The sequence below is a fragment of the Microlunatus sp. YIM B11417 genome (assembly GCF_059617205.1).
Map to the genome: position 1 here is coordinate 1,133,189 of NZ_JCAMPJ010000001.1, position 18,961 is coordinate 1,152,149.

Sequence of the window (18,961 nt, forward strand, 5' to 3'; positions counted from 1 at the left end):
CAAGGGTACAACGATCGTTGCAAGGACAAAATCGATCGTTGTATGTCAGTCAGCAGTCAGCCCGGCGACCCCGTCGGCGAAGCCGATCCGGGCGGTGAACCCGAGCACGGCGCGGGCCCGGGCCGGCGAGGCGACGATGTGCCGCGCGTCGGTGGCCCGCCCGCCGCCGACGATCACCGGCGCCGGGCCGGCCAGTGTGGCGGACAGGACCTCGGCCAGCTCCGCGACCGTGTGCGGGTCGCCGGAGGCGATGTTCAGCGGCAGCAACTCGTGGCCCGGCTCGGCGACCAGGCGTTCCAGCGCGAGCTGGTTGGCCCGGGCGACGTCGTGGACGTGGACGAAGTCGCGCCGTTGCCGTCCGTCCTCGTACACACGCGGCGGCGCTCCGGCGGCCAGCGCCGACCGGAAGATCGACGCGACGCCCGCGTACGGAGTGTCCCGCGGCATCCGCGGGCCGTACACGTTGTGGTAGCGCAGCGCGGTGACGGCGGCGCCGGTCTCGCGGGCCCAAGAGGCAGCCAGCAGTTCCTGGCCGTGCTTCGTCACCGCGTACGTGTTCTGCGGGTCGGCCGGCGCGCTCTCGTCGACGGAGGTGTCGACCAGGTCCGCGGCGCAGTGCGGGCAGCGGGGCTCGTACCGGCCGGCCGCCAGGTCCTCCGGCCGGCGGGGCAGCGGCCGGACCGGGCCGTCGCCCAGGCAGCGGTAGCCGCCCGGCCCGTAGACCACCATCGAGGACGCGAGCACCAGCCGCCGGACGCCGGCCCGCGCCATCCCGGCGAGCAGCACGGCCGTGCCGAGCAGGTTGTGCGCGGTGTAGTCGGGCAGATCCTGCACGTCCACGCCGACCCCCACCATCGCCGCCTGGTGGCACACCGCGTCGACGCCGGCCAGCGCCCGGTCGACCACCGCGGCGTCCCGGAGGTCGCCGATGATCAGCTCCGGATCCGCCCAGTCCGGCCGCGCCGCGCCGGGATGGGCCTTCGGCAGCAGCAGGTCCAGGCCGACCGCGTCGTGGCCGGCCGCCCGGAGCCGGTCCATGATCGTCGACCCGATGAAGCCGGCGGCTCCGGTGACCAGGACACGCATCAGGATCCCTTTCGTGGTTGGACTGCGGCCCGGATGCCGCCCCAGAGGCCGATGCCGGCCCAGATCACGGCCAGCGCGATCGCGGTGCCGAGCAGGTACGGGCGGTCCAGCAGCGACGGGTTGTCGGGACGCCGGCCGATCCCGGACACGAACGGCGCCGCGATCACCAGCAGTGCACTGCTGATGATCATGCCGACGATCAACGGGGCCTTCCAGGGGCCGGCGGCTCGAGCGGCGACCAGGGTGCCGAGGAGTCCGATCACCGGCACCAGCAGTAGGTCGAACACGACCGGCGGCAGGCCGAACCAGAGCGCGGCGGCGATCACGTCGGGCCAGCGCCTGAACGTGGTCAGGGCCAGGAGCAGGCCGTAGCCGATGCCGGCCGCGCCGGCCACCCCGACGGCGATCCTGATCACGGTCACGGGGCTCGGCGGCCTCATCGCACGACCTCGATCCTGGTCAGCCACTTGGTCTGCAGCGCGCCCGGCCGATTCGGCGCGATCAGCCGGGCCGGGAACCCGTGATCATGATCGAGCACCTCGCCGTTCAGGGAGAGCGCGATCAGGGTGTCCGGATGCAGGGCCAACGGCCGCGGGACCACACTGCGCCCGTACGGACCGGCGTCGAAGGACACCATCCGGACCTCGCCGAACGCGCGATCATCGGTCAGCGCCAGCAGGTCGGCCAGCCGGACGCCGGTCCAGGTCGCGAGCTGGGACCAGCCCTCGACGCAGGCGATCGGCAACTCGACCGTCTGCTGCGGCAGGGCCGTGAGCTCGGCCAGGGTGAGGTCGACGGTCCGGGACCCGGCGACGGTCAACCGGTAGCCGGCGCCGACCTGGTCGGCCGTGATGCCGGCGGCGGCCGCGGTGCGGTTCACCGGGAGTCCTTGCGGTCCGGTGCCGGACCGCTGCGCCAGGAAGGAGACCCCGCGCAGGGCCGGGATCTTGTCGCCGAGCGTGGCGACCGCGATCAGCGCGCCGGCGGCGGTGATGCCGCCCAACAGTTGCCGCCGGGTGACCGTGGTGCCGGCGGGCGTCCGGGCCCGCGCCTCGCGACGGACGGCGCTGACGATCACCGGGAGCTTGACGGCCACGTGCAGGGCCACCGACCCGATCAACACCCACGCCATCAGGTGGTGCACCTCGGGGAAGAAGAACGGCCACAGGTACGCCTCGGCGACGTTGAGCAGTCCGGTCAGCACCTCGAAGAACGCGCTGCCGACGAGCAGCAGAATGGTGCCGCGCTCGATCACGGCGATCATGGTCGCCTTCGAGAGGGCGATCGGGAACCGGTGCCAGAACTTCGGTGCGACCGACCACAGTTTCACGGCCAGCAAGGGAATCGAGACCATCCCGGTCGTCACGTGCACGCCCTGGGTGACCCGGTACAACCAGGACGGCCCGGTCGGCCAGGCGAACCAGTCCGGCGGGTGCTGGATCAGGTGACTGATCAGTCCGGTGATCAGGCAGACGGTGAAGACGACCCCGAGGGCGATCCCGATCAGGCTGGTCAGGGTGGCCGAGCGGAGCGGGGACCGGAAGTCCTCCTCGCGCGGCGGCCGGAGGTCCTTGATCATCATGGCTGCACCGTGATCAGTTCGGCCTGCCACCGATCGCGCGCGGTCCAGTGGTCCGCCAGTCGCAGCCCACACCACTCCGCCAGTACGGCGAGCGCCCGGTGATCGATCCAGCACCACGGGAACCAGCCGCTGACCCGGCCGACCGCGGCCAGCCGGACCTGGCGGCGGACGTAGCCGGTGCCCGGCTCGGCCAGGTCGAGCAGGACCCGCCCGGCCGACGCCAGCAGCGCGCGGCAGCGGGCGAGCAGCCGGACCGCGTCGCCCCCGATCCCGATGTTGCCGTCGGCCAGCAGGATCGTCTGCCACCGGCCCTCGGCGGGCAGCGGTGCGAACAGGTCCCGGCGCAGGGCGACGACGCCGCGGCCGACGGCGGCGCGGACGGCGCTGGGGGAGACGTCGACCCCGAGCACGGGGGCTCCGGTGGTCTGCAGGGCCTGGGTCAGTCGGCCGGGCCCGCAACCGAGGTCGAGCGTCGGCCCGGTGCACCGGTCGAGCAGGACCCGGTCCGCGGCGCCGGCCGAGCCGGCCCAGGCCTGCACGGGCAGTCGTTGCTCGTCGCCGGAATCGGTGATCATGGTCGTGGGCCGGCCGTCCAGCGCGGCCGCGTAGAGCCGGAGCGGGCTGAGCCGGGGCGGGATCTGTACCGGGGCGGTGATCATCGCGCTCCGGTCCTGGTGTCGGACTCGTTTCCTGAGCTTGTCGAAGGGCGAGGAGCGATCCGGCTCGGCACGTCGACAGGCTCAGTGCGCGTCGGGTGGCGGATCAGCGTGCCGACCAGTCCGGCGAACCTGGTCGCCGGAGCCGTGGCCGCCACCGCCTCGGCGTCCGCGGCGGTGTCCACGTCGCGTAGCACCGGCAGCAGGCCCACCCGAAGTCCGTCCGCCCGCAGCGCCGCCAGCGTGTCCGTGCCGGTGCTCGGCGTCGACATCGCGACCGCGCCGACCGGTCCTGCCCGGTCCGGTCGGCGCAGCCCGAGCCCCCACCAGCCCCCGTCCTCGGCCGGTCCGAGCACCGCGTCCGGCCCGTCCCGGCGGACCAGGTCGCCGACGGCGCCCATGATCAACTCAGGCGTCAACTGCGGGGTGTCCATGCCGACCTGGAACACCGGACCCGGTCCGGAGTCCAGGTGCGCCTGGACGATCCGCTCGGCCAGTCCGACGCCGCGCTGCCTGATCACGCGGAAGCCGGCCAGGGCACCGTTGATCATGGAAGCACCGAGGGCCTGGTCCAGGTCTCCGCTCAGGGCGAGGACCCGCCGGACCCGGGGCGTCGCCCCGACCGCGGTCAGGGTGTCGGTCAGCGCTGCGGCGGCGAGGGCGGCAGCCTCGTGGTGCGTCAGCGGCGGGCAGAGCCGGGTCTTCACCCGGCCGGGCTCCGGCGCCTTGGCCATGATCAACACCGTCGCGATCACCGGGCCGCACCGCCCTCCGGTCGTGCCTCGGCCCGGGCCACCCGCAGCATGTCGGCGGCGACCGCGACGGTGCCGCGCAGGGTGCCGGTGATCTTGGACCGGGTGCCGTCCGGGCGGGGCCGGTAGCTCACGTCCCGCTCGACCACCCGCCAGCCGGCCCGAGCCGCCCGCAGCAGGGTCTGCAGCGGATAGCCGTACCGGGCGTCGGTGAGGTTCAGCCCGAGCAGCGGCCGGCGCCAGGCGACCCGGACCGGGGCCAGGTCGTGCAGCCGGACCCGGCCGCCCAGGCTGAGCAACGCCGCCAGGGCGGCGTTCGCGAGCCGGGAGTGCAGCGGCCAGGATCGTCGTCCGGTCGGCCGGCGCCGGCCGCAGACCAGGTCGACGGGCCCCTCGACCAGGGCGGCGACCAGCGCGGGCAGCTCCACCGGGTCGATGGTGGCGTCGCAGTCCATGATCACGACCAGGTCGGCCGTCGCCGCGGCGAGTCCCGCCTGCACCGCCGCCCCGTAGCCGCGCCGCGGTTCCCGGACCACCAGCGCGCCGAGCTCGGCGGCGACCAGTTCGCTGCCGTCGCGGGAGCCGTTGTCCACCACGATCGCCCGGTAACGGCGCGGCAGCCGGCCCATGATCCAGGGCAGCGCGGCCGCCTCGTCGAGGCAGGGGAGGATGACGTCGACCCGATGCTCCATGCCTCGAACCTAGGAAGAACGACCCTTACGGATCGAGGGCCAGGTTCTTACCGATCTCTTTCGGGTCCGCCGGCGCGGTGTTCCCGCGCGGCCCGGCACACTAGGGTCCGAGGCGTGATCAAGACGGACCGGATCGCCGTCGGTGCGGCGTGCTTCTTGATCATCGCCGCGGCCGCCGTCGGTGCCTGGCTGCTCGCGATGGGGGTCCGGATCGAGGTCCATGCCCCGCCGCTGTTCGGCTGGCTCTCGCCCCGGATCGGCCCGGGAACCCCCGCGGTGATCGTGCTGGCGATCATCGCTGTGCTGGGAGCCGGCTGGCTGGCCGCCGCCTGGCCGTGGCGCCGGGTGATGATCAGCGGCTACCTGGCGGCGATCGCGTGGACGGTGGCGCTGGCCATGATCGACGGCTGGTCCGGCGGGCTCGGCTCCCGGCTGACCAACGGACACGAATACCTGCACGAGCTGGGCCGGATCGGCTCGCTCGCCGACTTCCTGGCCACGTTCAGCGATCACATTCTCGACTTCCAGCCGGGCAGCTGGACGACGCACGTGGCCGGGCATCCGCCGGGCGTGACGGCGCTGTTCTGGCTGCTCCGGCAGGCCGGGCTGGGTGGCGGCGACTGGGCGGCGGTGATCATCGTCGTGGTGGGCTGCCTGGCCGCGGTCGCGATCCCGGCCACCGTGTCCTCCCTCGGCGCCCCCGAGGCGGCCCGCCGAATCGTCCCGTTCACCGTCTTCCTGCCCGGCGCGCTCTGGGTCGGCGTCTCTGCCGACGGGCTGTTCGCGGGCGTCGCCGCGGCCGGGCTGGCGCTCGTCGTCGCCGGAGTACGGAATCGTCGGCCGGCCTGGCCGGTCCCGGTGATCGCCGGCGGACTCCTGCTCGGCCTGGTGCCGTACCTCTCCTACGGACTGATCTTGTGCGGTCTCGTCGTCGCGGCGGCGGCCGGGCTGACGCTCCGGCTGGACGGCCGGAGCGTGCTCGGTCGCTGGCTGGTCGCAACCGGCGCGGCGGCTCTGGTCGCGGTGATCTTCACCGCGGCCGGGTTCGCCTGGTGGGAAGGGCTGTCGCTGGTGCACACCCGCTATTACCAGGGCGTCGCCGCCGACCGGCCGTACGCCTATTTCGTGTGGGCCAACCTGGCCGCGTTCCTGATCATGGTCGGCCCGATCGCTGCCGCGGCGATCGTCCGGGCGATCCGTGCCCTGCCCGGTCTCGGTGGTCCGCGATGGCCGGCGGCGGAGCAGTTGGTGCCCGCGGTCCTGGCGCTTGCGGGCTTCGCGGCCGTGCTGCTGGCCGATCTGTCCGGGCTGTCCAAGGCCGAGACGGAACGGATCTGGCTCCCGTTCGGCTACGTCGTGATCATCGCCGCGGCTCTGCTGCCCGCGGCTGCGGCGCGCGCCGGTCTCGCGCTCTCCGTCGGCCTGACCGTCGTCGTCGCGCACCTGGTCTGGACGCCGTGGTGAGCAGACCACCCCACGACGCAGTCCTCCTCCGCTGCGCTCCCCCGAACTGCGCCGCGGGGACCCCGGGGTTGATGGAGCAGACTGTCCTCATGCAGCGGGTTCTGGTGGTCGACGACGACGAGACGGTACGCGACGTCGTCCGCCGCTACCTGTCCCGGGAGGGCTACCAGGTGCTGGAGGCCGGGACCGGGCCGGACGCGCTGACGGTGTTCCGGGCGGAGCGGCCGGACCTGGTCGTGCTCGACCTGATGCTGCCCGGCACCGACGGGCTGGAACTGTGCCGGATCATGCGGGCCGAGGCGCCGGTCGGCGTGATCATGCTGACCGCGCTCGGCCTCGAGTCGGACCGGGTGGTCGGGCTCGAGCAGGGCGCAGACGACTATGTGGTCAAGCCGTTCAGCCCGCGCGAGCTGACGCTGCGGGTGGCCCGGCTGCTGGAGCGGCTCGACCCGCCGGCGCCGCGGAGCGAGCCGGAGCCGACGCTGACCGACGGGGATCTGATCATCGACACCCGGGCCCGTACGGTCCAACGGGGTGACGCGCCACTCGGCCTGACCGGGCGCGAGTTCGACCTGCTGGTGTTCCTGATCGGCAACGCCGGGCAGGCGTTCACCCGGAAGGAGCTGCTGGAGCGGGTCTGGGACTGGTCCTTCGGCGACGACTCCACGGTCACGGTGCACGTCCGCCGGCTGCGGGAGAAGATCGAGGACGACCCGTCCCAGCCGCGCCGGCTGGTCACCGTCTGGGGCCGCGGCTACCGCTACGACCTGGAGTCCTGATGGACGACCTGCTGCACATCCTGCCCTGGGCGGCTCTGGCCTGCGTGCTGACGACCATGATCGAACTCGTCGTGCTCCGGCTGGTCCGGGACCGGCCGGCCGAGGTCATGATCACCGTCCTGGTGGTGGTGCCGATCCTGGCCGTGTTGATCTTCGTCGTGTTGATCAGCGGGTTCATGTTCACGCCCCAGCTGGGCTGGACCGCGGTCACCTGCGGCCTGATCGCGGTCGCCGTGATCCCCACCGCGGTGGTGCTGGGCCGCCGGATCACCCGGCGCGGCATCCAGGCCGAGGCGGCGCGCGCGGCCGAGCGGCAGGTCGACGCGTCCCGGCGGGAACTGGTCGCCTGGGTCAGCCACGACCTGCGTACCCCGCTGTCCGGGATTCGCGCGATGAGTGAGGCGCTGCAGGACGGCGTCGTCACCGACCCGGCCGAGGTGGCCGGCTACGCGGGCCGGATCTCGGCCGAGACCGACCGGCTGTCCCGGATGGTCGACGACCTGTTCGAGCTGTCCAAGATCACCGCCGGGGCGCTGCAGCTGAGCTATCGGCCGGTGCCGCTGGAGGACACCGTCTCGCAGGCCGTCGATGCGGTCAGCGTCACCGCGGTCCGGCGCGGCGTGACGCTCGAGGTCGACCCACCGGCCAGCTGGCCGACCGTGTCCGGTTCCGGTCCCGAGCTGGACCGGGTGCTGCGCAACCTCTTGATCAACGCCGTCCGCCACACGCCCGACGGCGAGTCGGTGATGATCATCGCCCGCGTCGACGGCGGGAGCGCCCGGCTGACGGTCCAGGACGGCTGTGGCGGGATCCCCGAGGCGGAACTGCCCCGGGTGTTCGAGGTCGGCTTCCGCGGTGGCAGTGCGCGGACACCGGGCATCGACGATCCGCAGACCGGGGCCGGCCTCGGCCTGGCCATCGTCCGCGGTCTCGTCGAACTGCACCGCGGGACCGTGACCGTGCGCAATCACGGGCCGGGCTGCCGCTTCGAGGTGTCCCTCCCGCTGACACCCGCTCCCTGACCGGTCAGGCGGCGTCGGGAAGATCGTTCCGGGTCCGCCGGGCGATCGTGGCCCAGGCATCGAGCAGTCGGTCGGCCGAGCCGCCGACCGGTCCGACCGCGTCGTAGAGCACGTCCTCGTCCGGCAGTTTCGCCTCCCTGATCGCCGGTACGGCCTCGGCCGGGTCATCGATCGTGGCCGAGCAGACGTCGAGCAGGTAGTCCGGCACCGTCAGCGCCGGATCGACGCAACCGACCACCGGGACGCCGGCCGCCGCGATCAACGGGAACACGGTGCCCGGGATCCCGATCGCGGCCTCGGCGCGGGCCGACGCCTGCAGGGACGGGACCGTGCTGAGCTCGTACCGGCTCCACAGCTTCGGGTCCTCGCGCGGATGCAGGCCGACCAGGATGTGCCGGCCGTCGGCCTGCAGGCGTTCCGCCGCGTCCAGCAGCAGCTGCGTGCCCGGCGCCGCGCCGCCGGTCTGATCCGGATAGGTGACGCTGGTCAGCACCAGCACGGTGCCCGGCTCCGGCGCCCGTACCGGAAGGGCATCGGTCTGCGGCGAGCCGACCACGCGCAGCCGCCGGTGGCTGCCGAGGTAGGCCGCGAACGCGCGGCCCTCGGCCGGCGACGACGACGTGATCAACTTCAGCCGGCGCCGGAACTCCTCGGCGTGCGGCGCCTCGACCGGATTCAGGTACGCCAGCGAGCTGGCCGCGAGCGGCAGCCGGGGCAGCGCCGCAGCACACTCGGCCGGCCAGTCGGCGGCCCCGGTGATCACCAGCAGATCCGCGTCCGGCGCGTCCTCCAGGGTCGCCACCGGCACCGGGTCGGCCGGGTCCACCGAGGCGAGGTCCGGCACCAGCTGGGTGATCGCCCAGCCGCGCCGCTCGGCCGCGGCCAGCAGCGGCTTGACGTGGTACGTGCCCCACGGCTCGTTGGTCGCGACCAGCACCCGGGCCCGCGGCGGGGTAGGTCGCGCCCAGGCCGGCACCCCTCCCACGGAAAGGGTCGCGGCGCCACCCACGGCACCGGCCAACAGGGCGCGACGAGACAGTCCCCGAACCTGTTCCATGATCGGCAGGCTAGGAGCCGGACCTGAACGCCGGGTGAACTCGGTCAGTGATCAAGGTCGGCCAGCTTGCCGGCCAGCACCGAGCGCTCCCGCTCGTTGCCGCACAGCTCGATCGCACGCTCCAGCTCCGTCCGGGCCTCGGCGGTCCGGCCGAGCCGGCGATACAGCTCACCGCGCACGGTGGGCAGCAGGTGCGACCCGGCCAGCGTCTTGTCGCCGGCGAGCCGGTCCACCAGCGGAAGGGCCGCACCCGGCCCGTCGGCCATCGACACCGCGACGGCGCGGTTCAGGTCGACGATCGGGGACCGGGTGAGCCGGCCCAGGGCCGCGTACAGCATGACGATCCGGGGCCAGTCCGTCGCGTCGACCGACGGCGCGACGGCGTGACATTCCGCGATCGCCGCCTGCAGCCCGTAGGCGCCGAGCCCGCGGCCGGACTCCTTCGCCTTGGCCAGCGCCGCCCGGCCGCGCTGGATCGCCGGCCGGTCCCAGCGCCGCCGGTCCTGATCTTCGAGCAGCACCGGCTCGCCGTCCGGACCGGTCCGGGCCGGGAACCGGGCCGCCGTCAGCTCGAGCAACGCCAGCAGCCCGTACGCCTCGGGCTGATCCGGCATCAGGCGGGTCAGCACCCGGGCCAGCCGGGCCGCCTCCCCGGCCAGGTCGAACCGGATCAGGTCCGCGCCGGAACTGGCCGTGGAACCCTCCGTGAAGATCAGATAGATCACGTTGAGCACCGAACCGAGCCGCTCGCCGCGCTGCTCGGCGCCAGGCACCTCGAACGGCACCTGGGCCGCGGCGAGCGACTTCTTGGCCCGGGTGATCCGGGCCTGCACGGTCGCCGTCGGCACCAGGAACGCCTTCGCGATCTCGTCACTGGTGAGACCGCCGACGACCCGCAGGGTCAGCGCGACCCGGGCCTCCTTGGCCAGCACCGGATGGCAGGAGATGAAGATCAACGCGAGGACGTCGTCGTCGATCCGGTCCAGGTCCCAGAGCTCGGCGTCGCGCTCCGGGTCGGGGGTGCCGCCCGAGGTCGCACCACCCTCGTCGAGCTCGTGGGCCATGGCCGCATACCTCTCGTCGAGCGCCGAACGACGGCGGAAACCGTCGATGGCACGGCGCCGGCCGACCGTCAGCAGCCAGCCGGCGGGATTGTTCGGTACGCCCTCCCGCGGCCAGGTCACCAGAGCCTCGGCGAGGGCCTCCTGAGCGAGGTCCTCGGCCAGCACGAAATCGCCGGTGTAGCGCGCGAGCGCGCCGACGATCCGTGCCGACTCGATCCGCCAGACGGCGGCGACCGCCTCCCGGCCGGTCGGATCACTCATGCCCGTCCCCGGATCCGGGGCGAACCTGCCTCACTCAGAGCTGCCCGGTGGCTTCGCGCCAGGCCCGCTCCTTGGCGATCCACGGGTTGTCCTGCGGGAACTCGTCGATCGTCGTGACCCGCCGGATCTCGGTCTTGAAACCGGCGCCGGCGCCGGGCAGCCGCTTCGCCCACTCGATCGCCTCCTCCTTGGACGCGACGTTGAGGATGTAGTAGCCGCCGAACAGTTCCTTGGTCTCGCCGTACGGGCCGTCGGTGACCACCGGCGGCTCGGCGCCGTGATCGACCACGACCCCCTCGTTGGCGTCGTCGAGCCCCTCGGCCGCGAGCAGCACACCGGCCCGGATCAGCTCGTCGTTGAACTTGCCCATCGTCTCGATGATCTCGGTGAAATCGACGTTGGCCATGTTCGCGTACGCCTCGTCTGTGGCCCGCATGATCAGCATGTACTTCACGGTTCTTCTCCTGTTGTTCCGGGTCTCTCTCGGACCCTCTCATCCCCAGGTCGAACGGGGTAGGACTCGGATCGACATCCTGCCCGAACTTTCTTCAGAACGAGTGTGGAACGTCGAGCCCATCAGACGCGGCGGAGATTTCCACGTTGTCGCCGGAACGGAGCAGGGCGGTCGTGAAGCCGGGGCCGCAGGCGCGGACCACCAGCGCGGGCTGGGTGACCGGTGGGATGTCCCACGGCGACGATGATCATCGGGCCTGCCCTTCGACAGGCTCGGGGAGCTGAGGTCCTTCGGTACTCTCGCGGGTGACCAAGGTCCAGCCGGTGCGGCGGGTGGTCGGGCGGCCGTCGTCGCCGTCCAGCCGGCGCTGGACCAGGTCGAGGGCCTGGCCGGCCAGGCGGCCGAGGTCGGGGGCGATCGTGGTCAGGGTCGGGGTGCTGTAGCGGCCGTCCTCGATGTCGTCGAAGCCGGCCACGGCGATGTCGTCGGGGACCCGGATGCCCCGACTGAGCAGGGTACGCAGGGCGCCGAGGGCGAGCAGGTCGTTGTAGCCGAAGACCGCGTCGGGCGGCCGCGGTGAGTCCAGCAACCGCTCCATCGCGGCGGCACCGTCGGCCCGCTGGAAGCTGCGGATCTCGCCGACCAGGGCCGGATCGAAGTCGATCCCGGCGGCGGCCAGTGCGCGTCGGTAGCCGCGGGTCCGATGCTCGGCCGTGCGGCCCGCCGGCCGGGCCGGCCGGCCGATCGCCGCGATCCTGGTCCGGCCCCGGTCCAGCAGATGCCGGGTGACCGCCTCGGCGGCCGCGGCGTCGTCCATGATCACCCGGTCGAAGCCGTGGCCGGTCGGCTTCTCGCCGAGCAGCACGACCGGCGTGTCGCCGGGCCGGCGGCGCAGCTCGGCGTCGTCCAGGGCGAGCGGGCTGAAGATGATCGCGTCGAACAGCGAGGCACGCTCCGGCCGGCTGACCAGATCCCGTTCCCTGGAAGGGTTTCCACCGGTTCGCTCGATCAGCACCGTGAAGCCGCGCCGTTCGGCCTCGTCGACCACGGCACCGGCAAGATCATGGAAGTACTGCACGTCGAGTGGCAGGACGAGCGCGATCAGCCCGGACCGGCCGCGCTGCAGGCCGCGGGCCAGCAGGTTGGGCTGGTAGCCGAGTTCGTCGACCGCGGCCTGGACCCGGGCCCGGGTCTCGTCGGCGACCCAGGCGAAGTCGTTGATCACGTTCGAGACCGTACGGACGGAGACGCCCGCCCGGCGGGCCACGTCCCGTTGCGTCACCATGTCGGCTCACCTTCCCCGCATCCTCGGTCTCAAGATCCTGCCGCACGACCTTGCCACGCGGCAAGGTTCATGTCAGATTGGTCCTTGCCACGTGGCACACGATGCAGGAACGAGGAGCACGAGATGGCTGACCTGACCCGACGCCGGGTCCTGCAGGCGGCGGCGCTGACCGCGGCCGGAGCGCTGACCGCCGGCTGCAGCACCGGCGGAGGTGCGGGCGGCGGTGCCTCGGCGGCCGCCGGCCGGCTGACCTGGTGGGACCACCAGAACCAGCTCGAGCCCGCGAAGCGCAAGATCTTCGAGAAGTTCGCCACCGCCGAGGGCGGCGTGCCGGTCGACTACACGTACAACAATCCGGCCAAGCTCGGGCAGGCCCTGCAGCTGGCCAAGCAGAGCAACCAGCTGCCGGACGTCCACTCCAACGCCGGGCTCCAGGTGCCGGTGCCGCAGCTGATCGCCGGCGGCTGGGTCGGGCCGCTGGAGCTCAACGACGCCGCGCTGAAGCGGTTGGACGGCAAGCTGATCGAGGGCATTCACGTCTTCGACGGCAAGGTGCACTCGTTCCCGATCTTCGACCATCACGTGTACAGCAACGTCACCTGGTTCAACACGAAGTTGATCACCCAGGCGGGCCTCGACCCGGAGGCGCCGCCGCGGACCTACGACGAGTTCCGGTCGGCCGCCCGGGCGGTCCGGGACGCCTCGGGCGGCAAGGCGCAGGGCTGGATCTGGAACATCGGGATGACCGACCGGATCGGTGATCAGGTCAACGTGCTGGCCCAGGCCGCCGGCTTCGAGGGCGGCGGGGGAGTGCTGTACCGCACCGGTGAGTACGCCTACCACTCGGAGCCGTACCTGACCGTGATCGAGTTCCTGCTCTCGCTGCAGCAAGATCAACTTCTGGTGCCGGGCTCGCAGACCCTGATCGACGATGCGGCCCGGACCCGGTGGACGGCGGGCATCGCCGGCTACTACTTCGACGGCCCGTGGTGTCCCGGCGTGGCATTGAAGAACACCCCGGAATTCGCCGAATCGCTCGGCGTCGGGCCGATCCTGACCCCGAACCCGGGCGAGCCGGCCACCTACCGCGGCACCCAGGGCGGGGAGTACTGGATCACGCCGACGACCAAGCTGGCGGACCGGGCCAACCAGTTGCTCAGCGACTACTTCACCACCGAGGAGTACTCGGTGGAGATCGCCAACACGATGTCCCAGCCGCCCCGTGATCTTGGTGCGGTGGCGAAGTCGACCGCCCACCCGGCGTACAAGAAGTTGATCACCTGGTTCGCCGACCAGGTGTTCCTGGCCCCGGAGGCGGTGGTCAAGAATCCGCAGACCAGCAAGGTCGGCGCCGAGACCAAGGCGATCAAGCCCGGCCTCGGCGACATCGTCCAGGGTGCGTTCTCCGGCGACGTTCCCGACGTCCCGGCTGCGCTGAAGGAGCTCAGCGACAAGTCCAACGCCGAGCGGGAGCGGGCGGTCGAGGCGGCGAAGCAGAAGGGGGCCGAGGTCTCCTTGGACGACTACGCCTTCCCGAACTGGAAGCCGCGCGCGGACTACGGCAAGGACCAGTACTGATCAGCTGACCTGAGGCGACCGGCAAAGGAGCCGATCATGAAGCGACCGCACGTTGTCCTGATCATCATCGTGGGCGTGATCATGGGACTGACCACGGGCACGGCGCCGGTCGCCGTGGCCGAACCGCAATCCGTCCCGGCGACGAGCGGCTACCGGAACCCGGTCGCGGCGTCGCCGCCGGCGAGTTTCGCCGATCCGTCGGTGATCCGGGGCCGGGACGGCTACTGGTACGCGTACACGACCAGCAGGTCGATCACCATCCAGCGGTCCCGCGACCTGATCACCTGGGAGCCGGCCGGCACCGTGTTCGACGACGCGAACCGGCCGGACTGGTTCCGGGACACGACCGGGATCTGGGCGCCGGACATCTCCTGGCTGGACGGTCGTTACGTGATCACCTTCAGCGCGATCGACGCCGCCATCGCGCCGAACCCGAACCGGTCGATCGGCGTCGCCTCAGCGCCGACCCCGACCGGACCGTGGCGGGCCGATCCGGCCCCGGTCATCCCGCCCGGCACCTGGCAGCCGTTCCCGGATCAGCCGCCGCGGATGCAGGGGATCATCGACAGCGAGCTGTTCATCGCTCCGGACGGAAGGCGCTACCTCTACTACGGCGGCTTCAACGGCGGAGTGTTCGTGGTCGAGGTCGACGGGTCGGTCCGGCAGCGGATCGGTGATCCCGTCCAGGTGATCAGGGAGGACGCGTTCGAGGCGCCGTACGTGGTCCGTCGCGACGGCTGGTACTGGCTCTTCTTCTCCACCGGGAACTGCTGCAGCGTGCCGAACAGCGGCTACACGGTGTCGGTCGCCCGGTCGAAGAGCCCGACCGGACCGTTCGTCGACCGGACCGGCGCCCGGATGGACGCGCCCTACCCGGGCGGCACCCCGGTGCTGACGCCCAACGGCAACGCCTGGACCGGGACCGGCCACAGCACCCAGATCACCGACGCCGCCGGGCAGGACTGGCTGGTCTATCACGGGCTGGACCGGCACCGGCCGGCGCCGCTGGTCCGCTCGATGTTCCTCGACCGGCTGGACTGGATCGACGGCTGGCCGGTCGTCCGGGCCGGGCAGTACGCCAGCGACGGGCCGACGCCCGGGCCGGTCCCGGCGTCGTTCGCCTACGCCGTGGAGGGGACGGCCGAGCCGAGCGCCGAGCTCTGGGCCGACCGGACCGGCTGGACGGTCCGCAGCGAGGAGGCCGGTGGCTACCTGCACGCGGAACCGGACGACGCGACCCGGCTGCTGGCGCGGCAGCGGTTCGGGCCTAAGCTGCGCGCCCGGGCCGCGTTCCGGGTCAGCGGTGCCGCGGCGGCGGGCTTCACCCTCGGCGCGCGCGGCGACGATCCCGGAGTCGCCGTGCGGCTCGACGCACACCGGCGCACGGTGATCGTCGAGGCTGCCGGGAGACGCGCCGAGGCGGTGCTGCCGGCCGCTGTCGATCTTGAGCATTGGCACGAGCTCGAGGTCCGGCTCGATGGCCCTACGGTGATCACCGAGGTGACCGAGGCCGGCCTCGGCGACCCGCTCGCCCGGATCGAGGTGGACCTCGCGAATCCCTTGCGGGGCGGGGCGTTCGGGATTCTCGCCGACGGCGGGCCGGTCGACGTGGACGATGTCACGGTGGCCGCCCTGGCGGCTCCGGTGACCGAGCGGGTGGCCGAGCCGGCGGCCGGGCCGGCGATCCCCGGGGCGGCCGACGAGTTCGACGGCCCGCTCGGGGCGGCCTGGTCCTGGGTGCGGGATCCGGCCGCGACGGTCGAAGGCGGGGCGCTGATCTTCCCGGTCCAGAGCGGCGACCTCACCGGCACCACGAACTCGGCCTCCGTGCTGCTCCGGGACGTCCCGGCCGGTGACTGGATCGTGGAGACGAAGGTGACCCTCGCTCTCCATGATCGACTCGACCCGCGGTTCCCGCAGGCCGGGCTGGTCGTCTACCGCGGCGACGACGACTTCCTCCGGTTGGCCGTCCGGGGTCACGGCCGGACCGCGCTGACCGAGTACGGCAAGGAGTCCGTACCCGGTACGACGCCGACGTTCGGCAGCGTGCTCAACCTCGGCGCCGCCGGCCCGACCAGCCGGCTCCGGCTGGCCCGGACCGTCGATCCCGCCACCGGCGAGCAGTTCTACCGGGCCGGCGTCAGCCGGGACGGCGAGACCTGGACCTGGGGTCTGACCTACACCCTGCCGGCCGGCACCACTCCGCGGCTCGGCCTGATCGCCCACGGTGGCGACGACGCGCAACCCGCCGCCTTCGACTACCTCCGCTGGTACGCCGTCGCTCCCTGACCTGAGCCTGGCTCAACTCTTCGGGTCGAGGTCGCGCAGGACGTCGCGCTCGGCGGCATCGAGGTAGTCGGCCAGTTCCTCGGCCAGGCGCGCCGTGTCGCCGGTTCCGATCAGTTCCAGGAGGGCACGGTTGCGGACCAGGTAGGGCTGGTGCAGCTGTCGCGAGTCCGAGAGTTGGAGGAACGCGAGCCGGAGTTCGGCCAGCAGCTGTTCGAACATGGCCGACAGGTGCGGGCTGCCGCAGGCGTCGACGAGGATGCGGTGGAACTCGATGTCGCTGGTCCCGACGTCCTGCCAGTCGCCTCGTTCGGCGGCTTCCGCGGCCTCGTCCACCACGGCGCGGAGCCGGACCTGCGCCTCCGGATCGGCCAGGACGGCCTTGATCCCGAGCGGTTCGATCAGGTGGCGGGTGCGATACAGGGCCCGGATGTCGGCGGCGCCGAGACGGCGGATGTGCACACCGCGGTAGGGAATGTGCTCGACCAGACCCTCGTGGGCCAGGAGCTGGAATGCCTCGCGAACCGTGTTGCGGGAGATCTCGTACTCCCTGGCGTACTCCTCCTCGCGCAGCGGCTGGCCCGGCAGCAACTCGCCGCTGATGATCAGTTCGCGCAGGGCCGTGGCGGCCTGCTCGGGGCGGCTCGGAGTCCGAGGCAGGCCGCGGCGGCTGACTTCGGGCGACTTCGTGCTGATGGTGCACCCCTTCTCGGGTCGACGCGCTCAGCGTAGGACCGCACGAACAGATCGTCCAATTGTCCTCTTGTCATATTGTTCAACAATCCTTACGCTGTGATTCAGCCCACTTCATCGGGTTCCGATATCCAGGAGGTCAACGATGTCCGCCTCAGCTCTCCCTCGCTCCCAGGAATCGCCGCCGTCATCCGCCCGCAAGGTCGTCGTGGCCAGCCTGATCGGCACGTCGCTCGAGTGGTACGACTTCTTCATCTACGGCACCGCGGCCGCCCTGGTCTTCAACAAGCTCTTCTTCCCGAGCTTCGATCCGCTGGTCGGCACGCTGCTCGCCTTCTCCACGTACGCGGTCGGCTTCGTGGCCCGGCCCCTCGGCGGCGTGATCTTCGGCCACTTCGGCGACCGGCTCGGCCGGAAGAACGTCCTCGTCGTCACCCTGCTGCTGATGGGGATCTCGACGTTCCTGGTCGGCCTGACGCCCACGTACGACACGATCGGGGTGATCGCGCCGATCACGCTGGTGGCCCTGCGGTTCCTGCAGGGGCTCGGCCTCGGCGGCGAATGGGGCGGCGCCATCCTGATGACCCTGGAGTCCGGCGATCCGAAACGGCGCGGGCTCAACGCCAGTTGGCCGCAAGTGGGCGTACCGATCGGGCTGCTGCTGGCCAACGGCGTGCTGTCCCTGATGGGGGCGCTGGTGCCGGGCGCGGCGTTCGACGCCTGGGGCTGGCGGGTGCCGTTCCTGCTCAGCGGCCTGCTGGTCCTGGTCGGCCTGTGGATCCGGGTGTCGATCGCGGAGAGCCCGCTCTACCGCGCTGTCGAGGCGTCGGAACGCAAGACCACCGCGCCGATCCTCGAGGTGCTGCGGCGCTACCCGAAGCAGGTGCTGCTCGCGCTGGGCGCGCGGGTCGGGGTGGACGTCATGTTCTACACGTTCGTCCTCTTCATCACGACCTACATCACCACCTTCCTGCATCTGCCGAACCACTACGCGCTCAACGCGGTGCTGATCGCGGCCGCGATCCAGGTGGTGGCCATCCCGTTCTTCGGCCATCTCTCGGACCGGATCGCCCGGCGCCCGGTCTATCTGGTCGGCGCGATCGCCACCGCGGTCTGGGTCTGGGTGTTCTTCGCGCTGCTGGACACCGGTCAGTTCGGCTGGATCCTGCTCGCGGCGATCGTCGCGCTGACCTGCTGGGCGGCGATGTACGGACCGCAGGCCGCGTTCATCGCCGAGATGTTCCCGACCAACGTCCGCTACACCGGGGCGTCGATGGGCTACCAGCTGGCCGGCCTGGTCGGCGGCGCGCTGGCGCCGATCATCTCGGTCGCGCTGCTGGACCGCTTCGACACCTCGGTCTTCGTCTCCGTCTACGCTGTCGCGATGCTGGTGATCACGATCGTCTGCGTCCTGGTGGCGCCGGAGACGTCCAAGATCGCGCTGGAGGAGAAGGAGCCGACGCCGCGATGAGCGGGCTTCGGATCGACCTGAACAGCGACCTGGGCGAGGGCTTCGGGATCTGGCGGCTGGGCGACGACGACGCCCTGCTCGACGTGGTCAGCAGCGCCAACGTCGCGTGCGGCTTCCACGCCGGCGATCCCGACATCCTGCGCCGGGTCTGTGATCGGGCGGCCGAGCGCGGGGTGGCGATCGGGGCGCAGGTGGGCTATCGCGACCTGGCCGGCTTCGGTCGCCGGGACGTGGACGTACCGCCGGGGACGCTGACCAACGAGGTGCTCTATCAGCTCGGGGCGCTGGAGGCGTTCGCCCGTACGGCCGGCAGCCGGGTCAGCTATCTGAAGCCGCACGGTGCCCTGTACAACAAGATCGTCACCGATGAGCGACAGGCGGCGGCTGTGGTGGCGGCGGTGCTGGCGTACGACCAGGAGCTGCCGGTGCTCGGACTGCCGGGCTCGGCCTGGCTGCGGCTGGCCGCGGAGGCCGGGCTGACCGTGATCACCGAGGCGTTCGCCGACCGCGGCTACACCCCGGCCGCGACCCTGGTGCCGCGCAGGGAGCCGGGCGCCGTGATCACCGATGTCGACGAGGTGGCCGGCCGGGTGCTCCGGATGATCACCGAGCAGCGGGTCCGGGCGGTCGACGGCAGCGACGTCGAGGTCTCCGCCCGGTCGGTGTGCGTGCACGGCGACTCGCCGGGAGCGGTGGCGATGGCCGTCGCGGTACGGGAAACGCTGGCCGCGGCCGGCGTCGAGATCGCCCCGTTCGTCGAGCAGCGATGACGGGAACCT

Annotated in this window: 18 protein-coding genes; 7 read left to right on the forward strand and 11 right to left on the reverse strand. The window is 72.0% G+C overall.

Annotated features, from left to right (window positions below):
- Positions 1 to 45 precede the first annotated feature (45 nt).
- The 6 genes from AC6CCG_RS05775 to AC6CCG_RS05800 are packed head-to-tail and all read right to left on the reverse strand — an operon-like array spanning position 46 to position 4,768.
- Positions 46 to 1,086, reverse strand: coding sequence for an NAD-dependent epimerase/dehydratase family protein (locus AC6CCG_RS05775; RefSeq protein WP_496653517.1), 1,041 nt, complete (start codon positions 1,084 to 1,086; stop codon positions 46 to 48).
- Complete coding sequence (locus AC6CCG_RS05780) at positions 1,086 to 1,526, reverse strand: hypothetical protein (protein WP_496653518.1); 441 nt, start codon at positions 1,524 to 1,526, stop codon at positions 1,086 to 1,088. The genes AC6CCG_RS05775 and AC6CCG_RS05780 overlap by 1 nt, the downstream gene beginning before the upstream one ends.
- Entirely contained in the window at positions 1,523 to 2,668 is a 1,146-nt protein-coding gene (locus tag AC6CCG_RS05785; protein WP_496653519.1) for a molybdopterin-dependent oxidoreductase, read from the reverse strand. The genes AC6CCG_RS05780 and AC6CCG_RS05785 overlap by 4 nt, the downstream gene beginning before the upstream one ends.
- Positions 2,665 to 3,327, reverse strand: coding sequence for a methyltransferase domain-containing protein (locus AC6CCG_RS05790; RefSeq protein ID WP_496653520.1), 663 nt, complete (start codon positions 3,325 to 3,327; stop codon positions 2,665 to 2,667). Before AC6CCG_RS05790 ends, AC6CCG_RS05785 begins: the two co-directional genes overlap by 4 nt.
- Positions 3,324 to 4,079, reverse strand: a complete 756-nt coding sequence (locus tag AC6CCG_RS05795) for a TIGR04282 family arsenosugar biosynthesis glycosyltransferase (RefSeq protein ID WP_496653521.1) — start codon at positions 4,077 to 4,079, stop codon at positions 3,324 to 3,326. Before AC6CCG_RS05795 ends, AC6CCG_RS05790 begins: the two co-directional genes overlap by 4 nt.
- Entirely contained in the window at positions 4,076 to 4,768 is a 693-nt protein-coding gene (locus tag AC6CCG_RS05800) for a glycosyltransferase family 2 protein (RefSeq protein ID WP_496653522.1), read from the reverse strand. Before AC6CCG_RS05800 ends, AC6CCG_RS05795 begins: the two co-directional genes overlap by 4 nt.
- A 114-nt stretch (positions 4,769 to 4,882) precedes the next feature.
- Here AC6CCG_RS05800 and AC6CCG_RS05805 point away from each other — a divergent pair, with 114 nt between their 5' ends.
- From AC6CCG_RS05805 to AC6CCG_RS05815, 3 genes are all read left to right on the forward strand, one after another.
- Positions 4,883 to 6,232: a hypothetical protein gene (locus AC6CCG_RS05805; protein ID WP_496653523.1), complete on the forward strand. Its 1,350-nt coding sequence runs from the start codon at positions 4,883 to 4,885 to the stop codon at positions 6,230 to 6,232.
- A gap of 89 nt (positions 6,233 to 6,321) precedes the next feature.
- Positions 6,322 to 7,011: a response regulator transcription factor gene (locus AC6CCG_RS05810; RefSeq protein ID WP_496653524.1), complete on the forward strand. Its 690-nt coding sequence runs from the start codon at positions 6,322 to 6,324 to the stop codon at positions 7,009 to 7,011.
- Entirely contained in the window at positions 7,011 to 8,033 is a 1,023-nt protein-coding gene (locus tag AC6CCG_RS05815; protein ID WP_496653525.1) for a sensor histidine kinase, read from the forward strand. The genes AC6CCG_RS05810 and AC6CCG_RS05815 overlap by 1 nt, the downstream gene beginning before the upstream one ends.
- Before the next feature lie 4 nt (positions 8,034 to 8,037).
- Here the strand turns inward: AC6CCG_RS05815 and AC6CCG_RS05820 are convergent, their stop codons facing one another.
- The 4 genes from AC6CCG_RS05820 to AC6CCG_RS05835 all read right to left on the reverse strand — a co-directional run bounded on the left by AC6CCG_RS05820 (position 8,038) and on the right by AC6CCG_RS05835 (position 12,154).
- Positions 8,038 to 9,090: a hypothetical protein gene (locus tag AC6CCG_RS05820; RefSeq protein ID WP_496653526.1), complete on the reverse strand. Its 1,053-nt coding sequence runs from the start codon at positions 9,088 to 9,090 to the stop codon at positions 8,038 to 8,040.
- A 44-nt stretch (positions 9,091 to 9,134) separates the two neighbouring features.
- Positions 9,135 to 10,415: an RNA polymerase sigma factor gene (locus tag AC6CCG_RS05825; protein ID WP_496653527.1), complete on the reverse strand. Its 1,281-nt coding sequence runs from the start codon at positions 10,413 to 10,415 to the stop codon at positions 9,135 to 9,137.
- A 34-nt stretch (positions 10,416 to 10,449) separates the two neighbouring features.
- Positions 10,450 to 10,860 carry a YciI family protein gene (locus tag AC6CCG_RS05830; RefSeq protein ID WP_496654393.1) on the reverse strand — a complete coding sequence of 137 codons (411 nt, stop codon included), beginning with the start codon at positions 10,858 to 10,860 and terminating at the stop codon, positions 10,450 to 10,452.
- A gap of 256 nt (positions 10,861 to 11,116) precedes the next feature.
- Positions 11,117 to 12,154 (reverse strand): LacI family DNA-binding transcriptional regulator, encoded by a 1,038-nt coding sequence (locus AC6CCG_RS05835; RefSeq protein WP_496653528.1) that lies wholly within the window; start codon positions 12,152 to 12,154, stop codon positions 11,117 to 11,119.
- A 123-nt stretch (positions 12,155 to 12,277) separates the two neighbouring features.
- Between AC6CCG_RS05835 and AC6CCG_RS05840 the strand changes: the two genes are divergently transcribed.
- Entirely contained in the window at positions 12,278 to 13,732 is a 1,455-nt protein-coding gene (locus AC6CCG_RS05840) for an ABC transporter substrate-binding protein (RefSeq protein WP_496653529.1), read from the forward strand.
- 36 nt (positions 13,733 to 13,768) lie between these two features.
- Positions 13,769 to 16,021 (forward strand): family 43 glycosylhydrolase, encoded by a 2,253-nt coding sequence (locus AC6CCG_RS05845; protein ID WP_496653530.1) that lies wholly within the window; start codon positions 13,769 to 13,771, stop codon positions 16,019 to 16,021.
- Between the two features lie 12 nt (positions 16,022 to 16,033).
- Here the strand turns inward: AC6CCG_RS05845 and AC6CCG_RS05850 are convergent, their stop codons facing one another.
- Positions 16,034 to 16,714, reverse strand: a complete 681-nt coding sequence (locus tag AC6CCG_RS05850) for a GntR family transcriptional regulator (protein WP_496654394.1) — start codon at positions 16,712 to 16,714, stop codon at positions 16,034 to 16,036.
- A 142-nt stretch (positions 16,715 to 16,856) separates the two neighbouring features.
- Between AC6CCG_RS05850 and AC6CCG_RS05855 the strand changes: the two genes are divergently transcribed.
- Positions 16,857 to 18,182 carry an MFS transporter gene (locus AC6CCG_RS05855; RefSeq protein ID WP_496653531.1) on the forward strand — a complete coding sequence of 442 codons (1,326 nt, stop codon included), beginning with the start codon at positions 16,857 to 16,859 and terminating at the stop codon, positions 18,180 to 18,182.
- The gene (locus AC6CCG_RS05860) at positions 18,179 to 18,952 is read left to right on the forward strand and encodes a LamB/YcsF family protein (protein WP_496653532.1); all 774 of its coding nucleotides are present in this window, start codon (positions 18,179 to 18,181) and stop codon (positions 18,950 to 18,952) included. Before AC6CCG_RS05855 ends, AC6CCG_RS05860 begins: the two co-directional genes overlap by 4 nt.
- The last annotated feature ends 9 nt before the right edge of the window (positions 18,953 to 18,961 follow it).

What these genes read in the sequence shown, in the direction of transcription:
- AC6CCG_RS05790 (WP_496653520.1), bottom strand. Translation starts at nt 3,327, where the DNA reads ATGATCACCGCCCCGGTACAGATCCCGCCCCGGCTCAGCCCGCTCCGG.
- AC6CCG_RS05825 (WP_496653527.1), bottom strand. Translation starts at nt 10,415, where the DNA reads ATGAGTGATCCGACCGGCCGGGAGGCGGTCGCCGCCGTCTGGCGGATC.
- AC6CCG_RS05845 (WP_496653530.1), top strand. Translation starts at nt 13,769, where the DNA reads ATGAAGCGACCGCACGTTGTCCTGATCATCATCGTGGGCGTGATCATG.
- AC6CCG_RS05830 (WP_496654393.1), bottom strand. Translation starts at nt 10,860, where the DNA reads ATGCTGATCATGCGGGCCACAGACGAGGCGTACGCGAACATGGCCAAC.
- AC6CCG_RS05855 (WP_496653531.1), top strand. Translation starts at nt 16,857, where the DNA reads ATGTCCGCCTCAGCTCTCCCTCGCTCCCAGGAATCGCCGCCGTCATCC.
- AC6CCG_RS05815 (WP_496653525.1), top strand. Translation starts at nt 7,011, where the DNA reads ATGGACGACCTGCTGCACATCCTGCCCTGGGCGGCTCTGGCCTGCGTG.
- AC6CCG_RS05800 (WP_496653522.1), bottom strand. Translation starts at nt 4,768, where the DNA reads ATGGAGCATCGGGTCGACGTCATCCTCCCCTGCCTCGACGAGGCGGCC.
- AC6CCG_RS05820 (WP_496653526.1), bottom strand. Translation starts at nt 9,090, where the DNA reads ATGGAACAGGTTCGGGGACTGTCTCGTCGCGCCCTGTTGGCCGGTGCC.
- AC6CCG_RS05840 (WP_496653529.1), top strand. Translation starts at nt 12,278, where the DNA reads ATGGCTGACCTGACCCGACGCCGGGTCCTGCAGGCGGCGGCGCTGACC.
- AC6CCG_RS05810 (WP_496653524.1), top strand. Translation starts at nt 6,322, where the DNA reads ATGCAGCGGGTTCTGGTGGTCGACGACGACGAGACGGTACGCGACGTC.
- AC6CCG_RS05835 (WP_496653528.1), bottom strand. Translation starts at nt 12,154, where the DNA reads ATGGTGACGCAACGGGACGTGGCCCGCCGGGCGGGCGTCTCCGTCCGT.
- AC6CCG_RS05785 (WP_496653519.1), bottom strand. Translation starts at nt 2,668, where the DNA reads ATGATGATCAAGGACCTCCGGCCGCCGCGCGAGGAGGACTTCCGGTCC.
- AC6CCG_RS05775 (WP_496653517.1), bottom strand. Translation starts at nt 1,086, where the DNA reads ATGCGTGTCCTGGTCACCGGAGCCGCCGGCTTCATCGGGTCGACGATC.
- AC6CCG_RS05860 (WP_496653532.1), top strand. Translation starts at nt 18,179, where the DNA reads ATGAGCGGGCTTCGGATCGACCTGAACAGCGACCTGGGCGAGGGCTTC.
- AC6CCG_RS05780 (WP_496653518.1), bottom strand. Translation starts at nt 1,526, where the DNA reads ATGAGGCCGCCGAGCCCCGTGACCGTGATCAGGATCGCCGTCGGGGTG.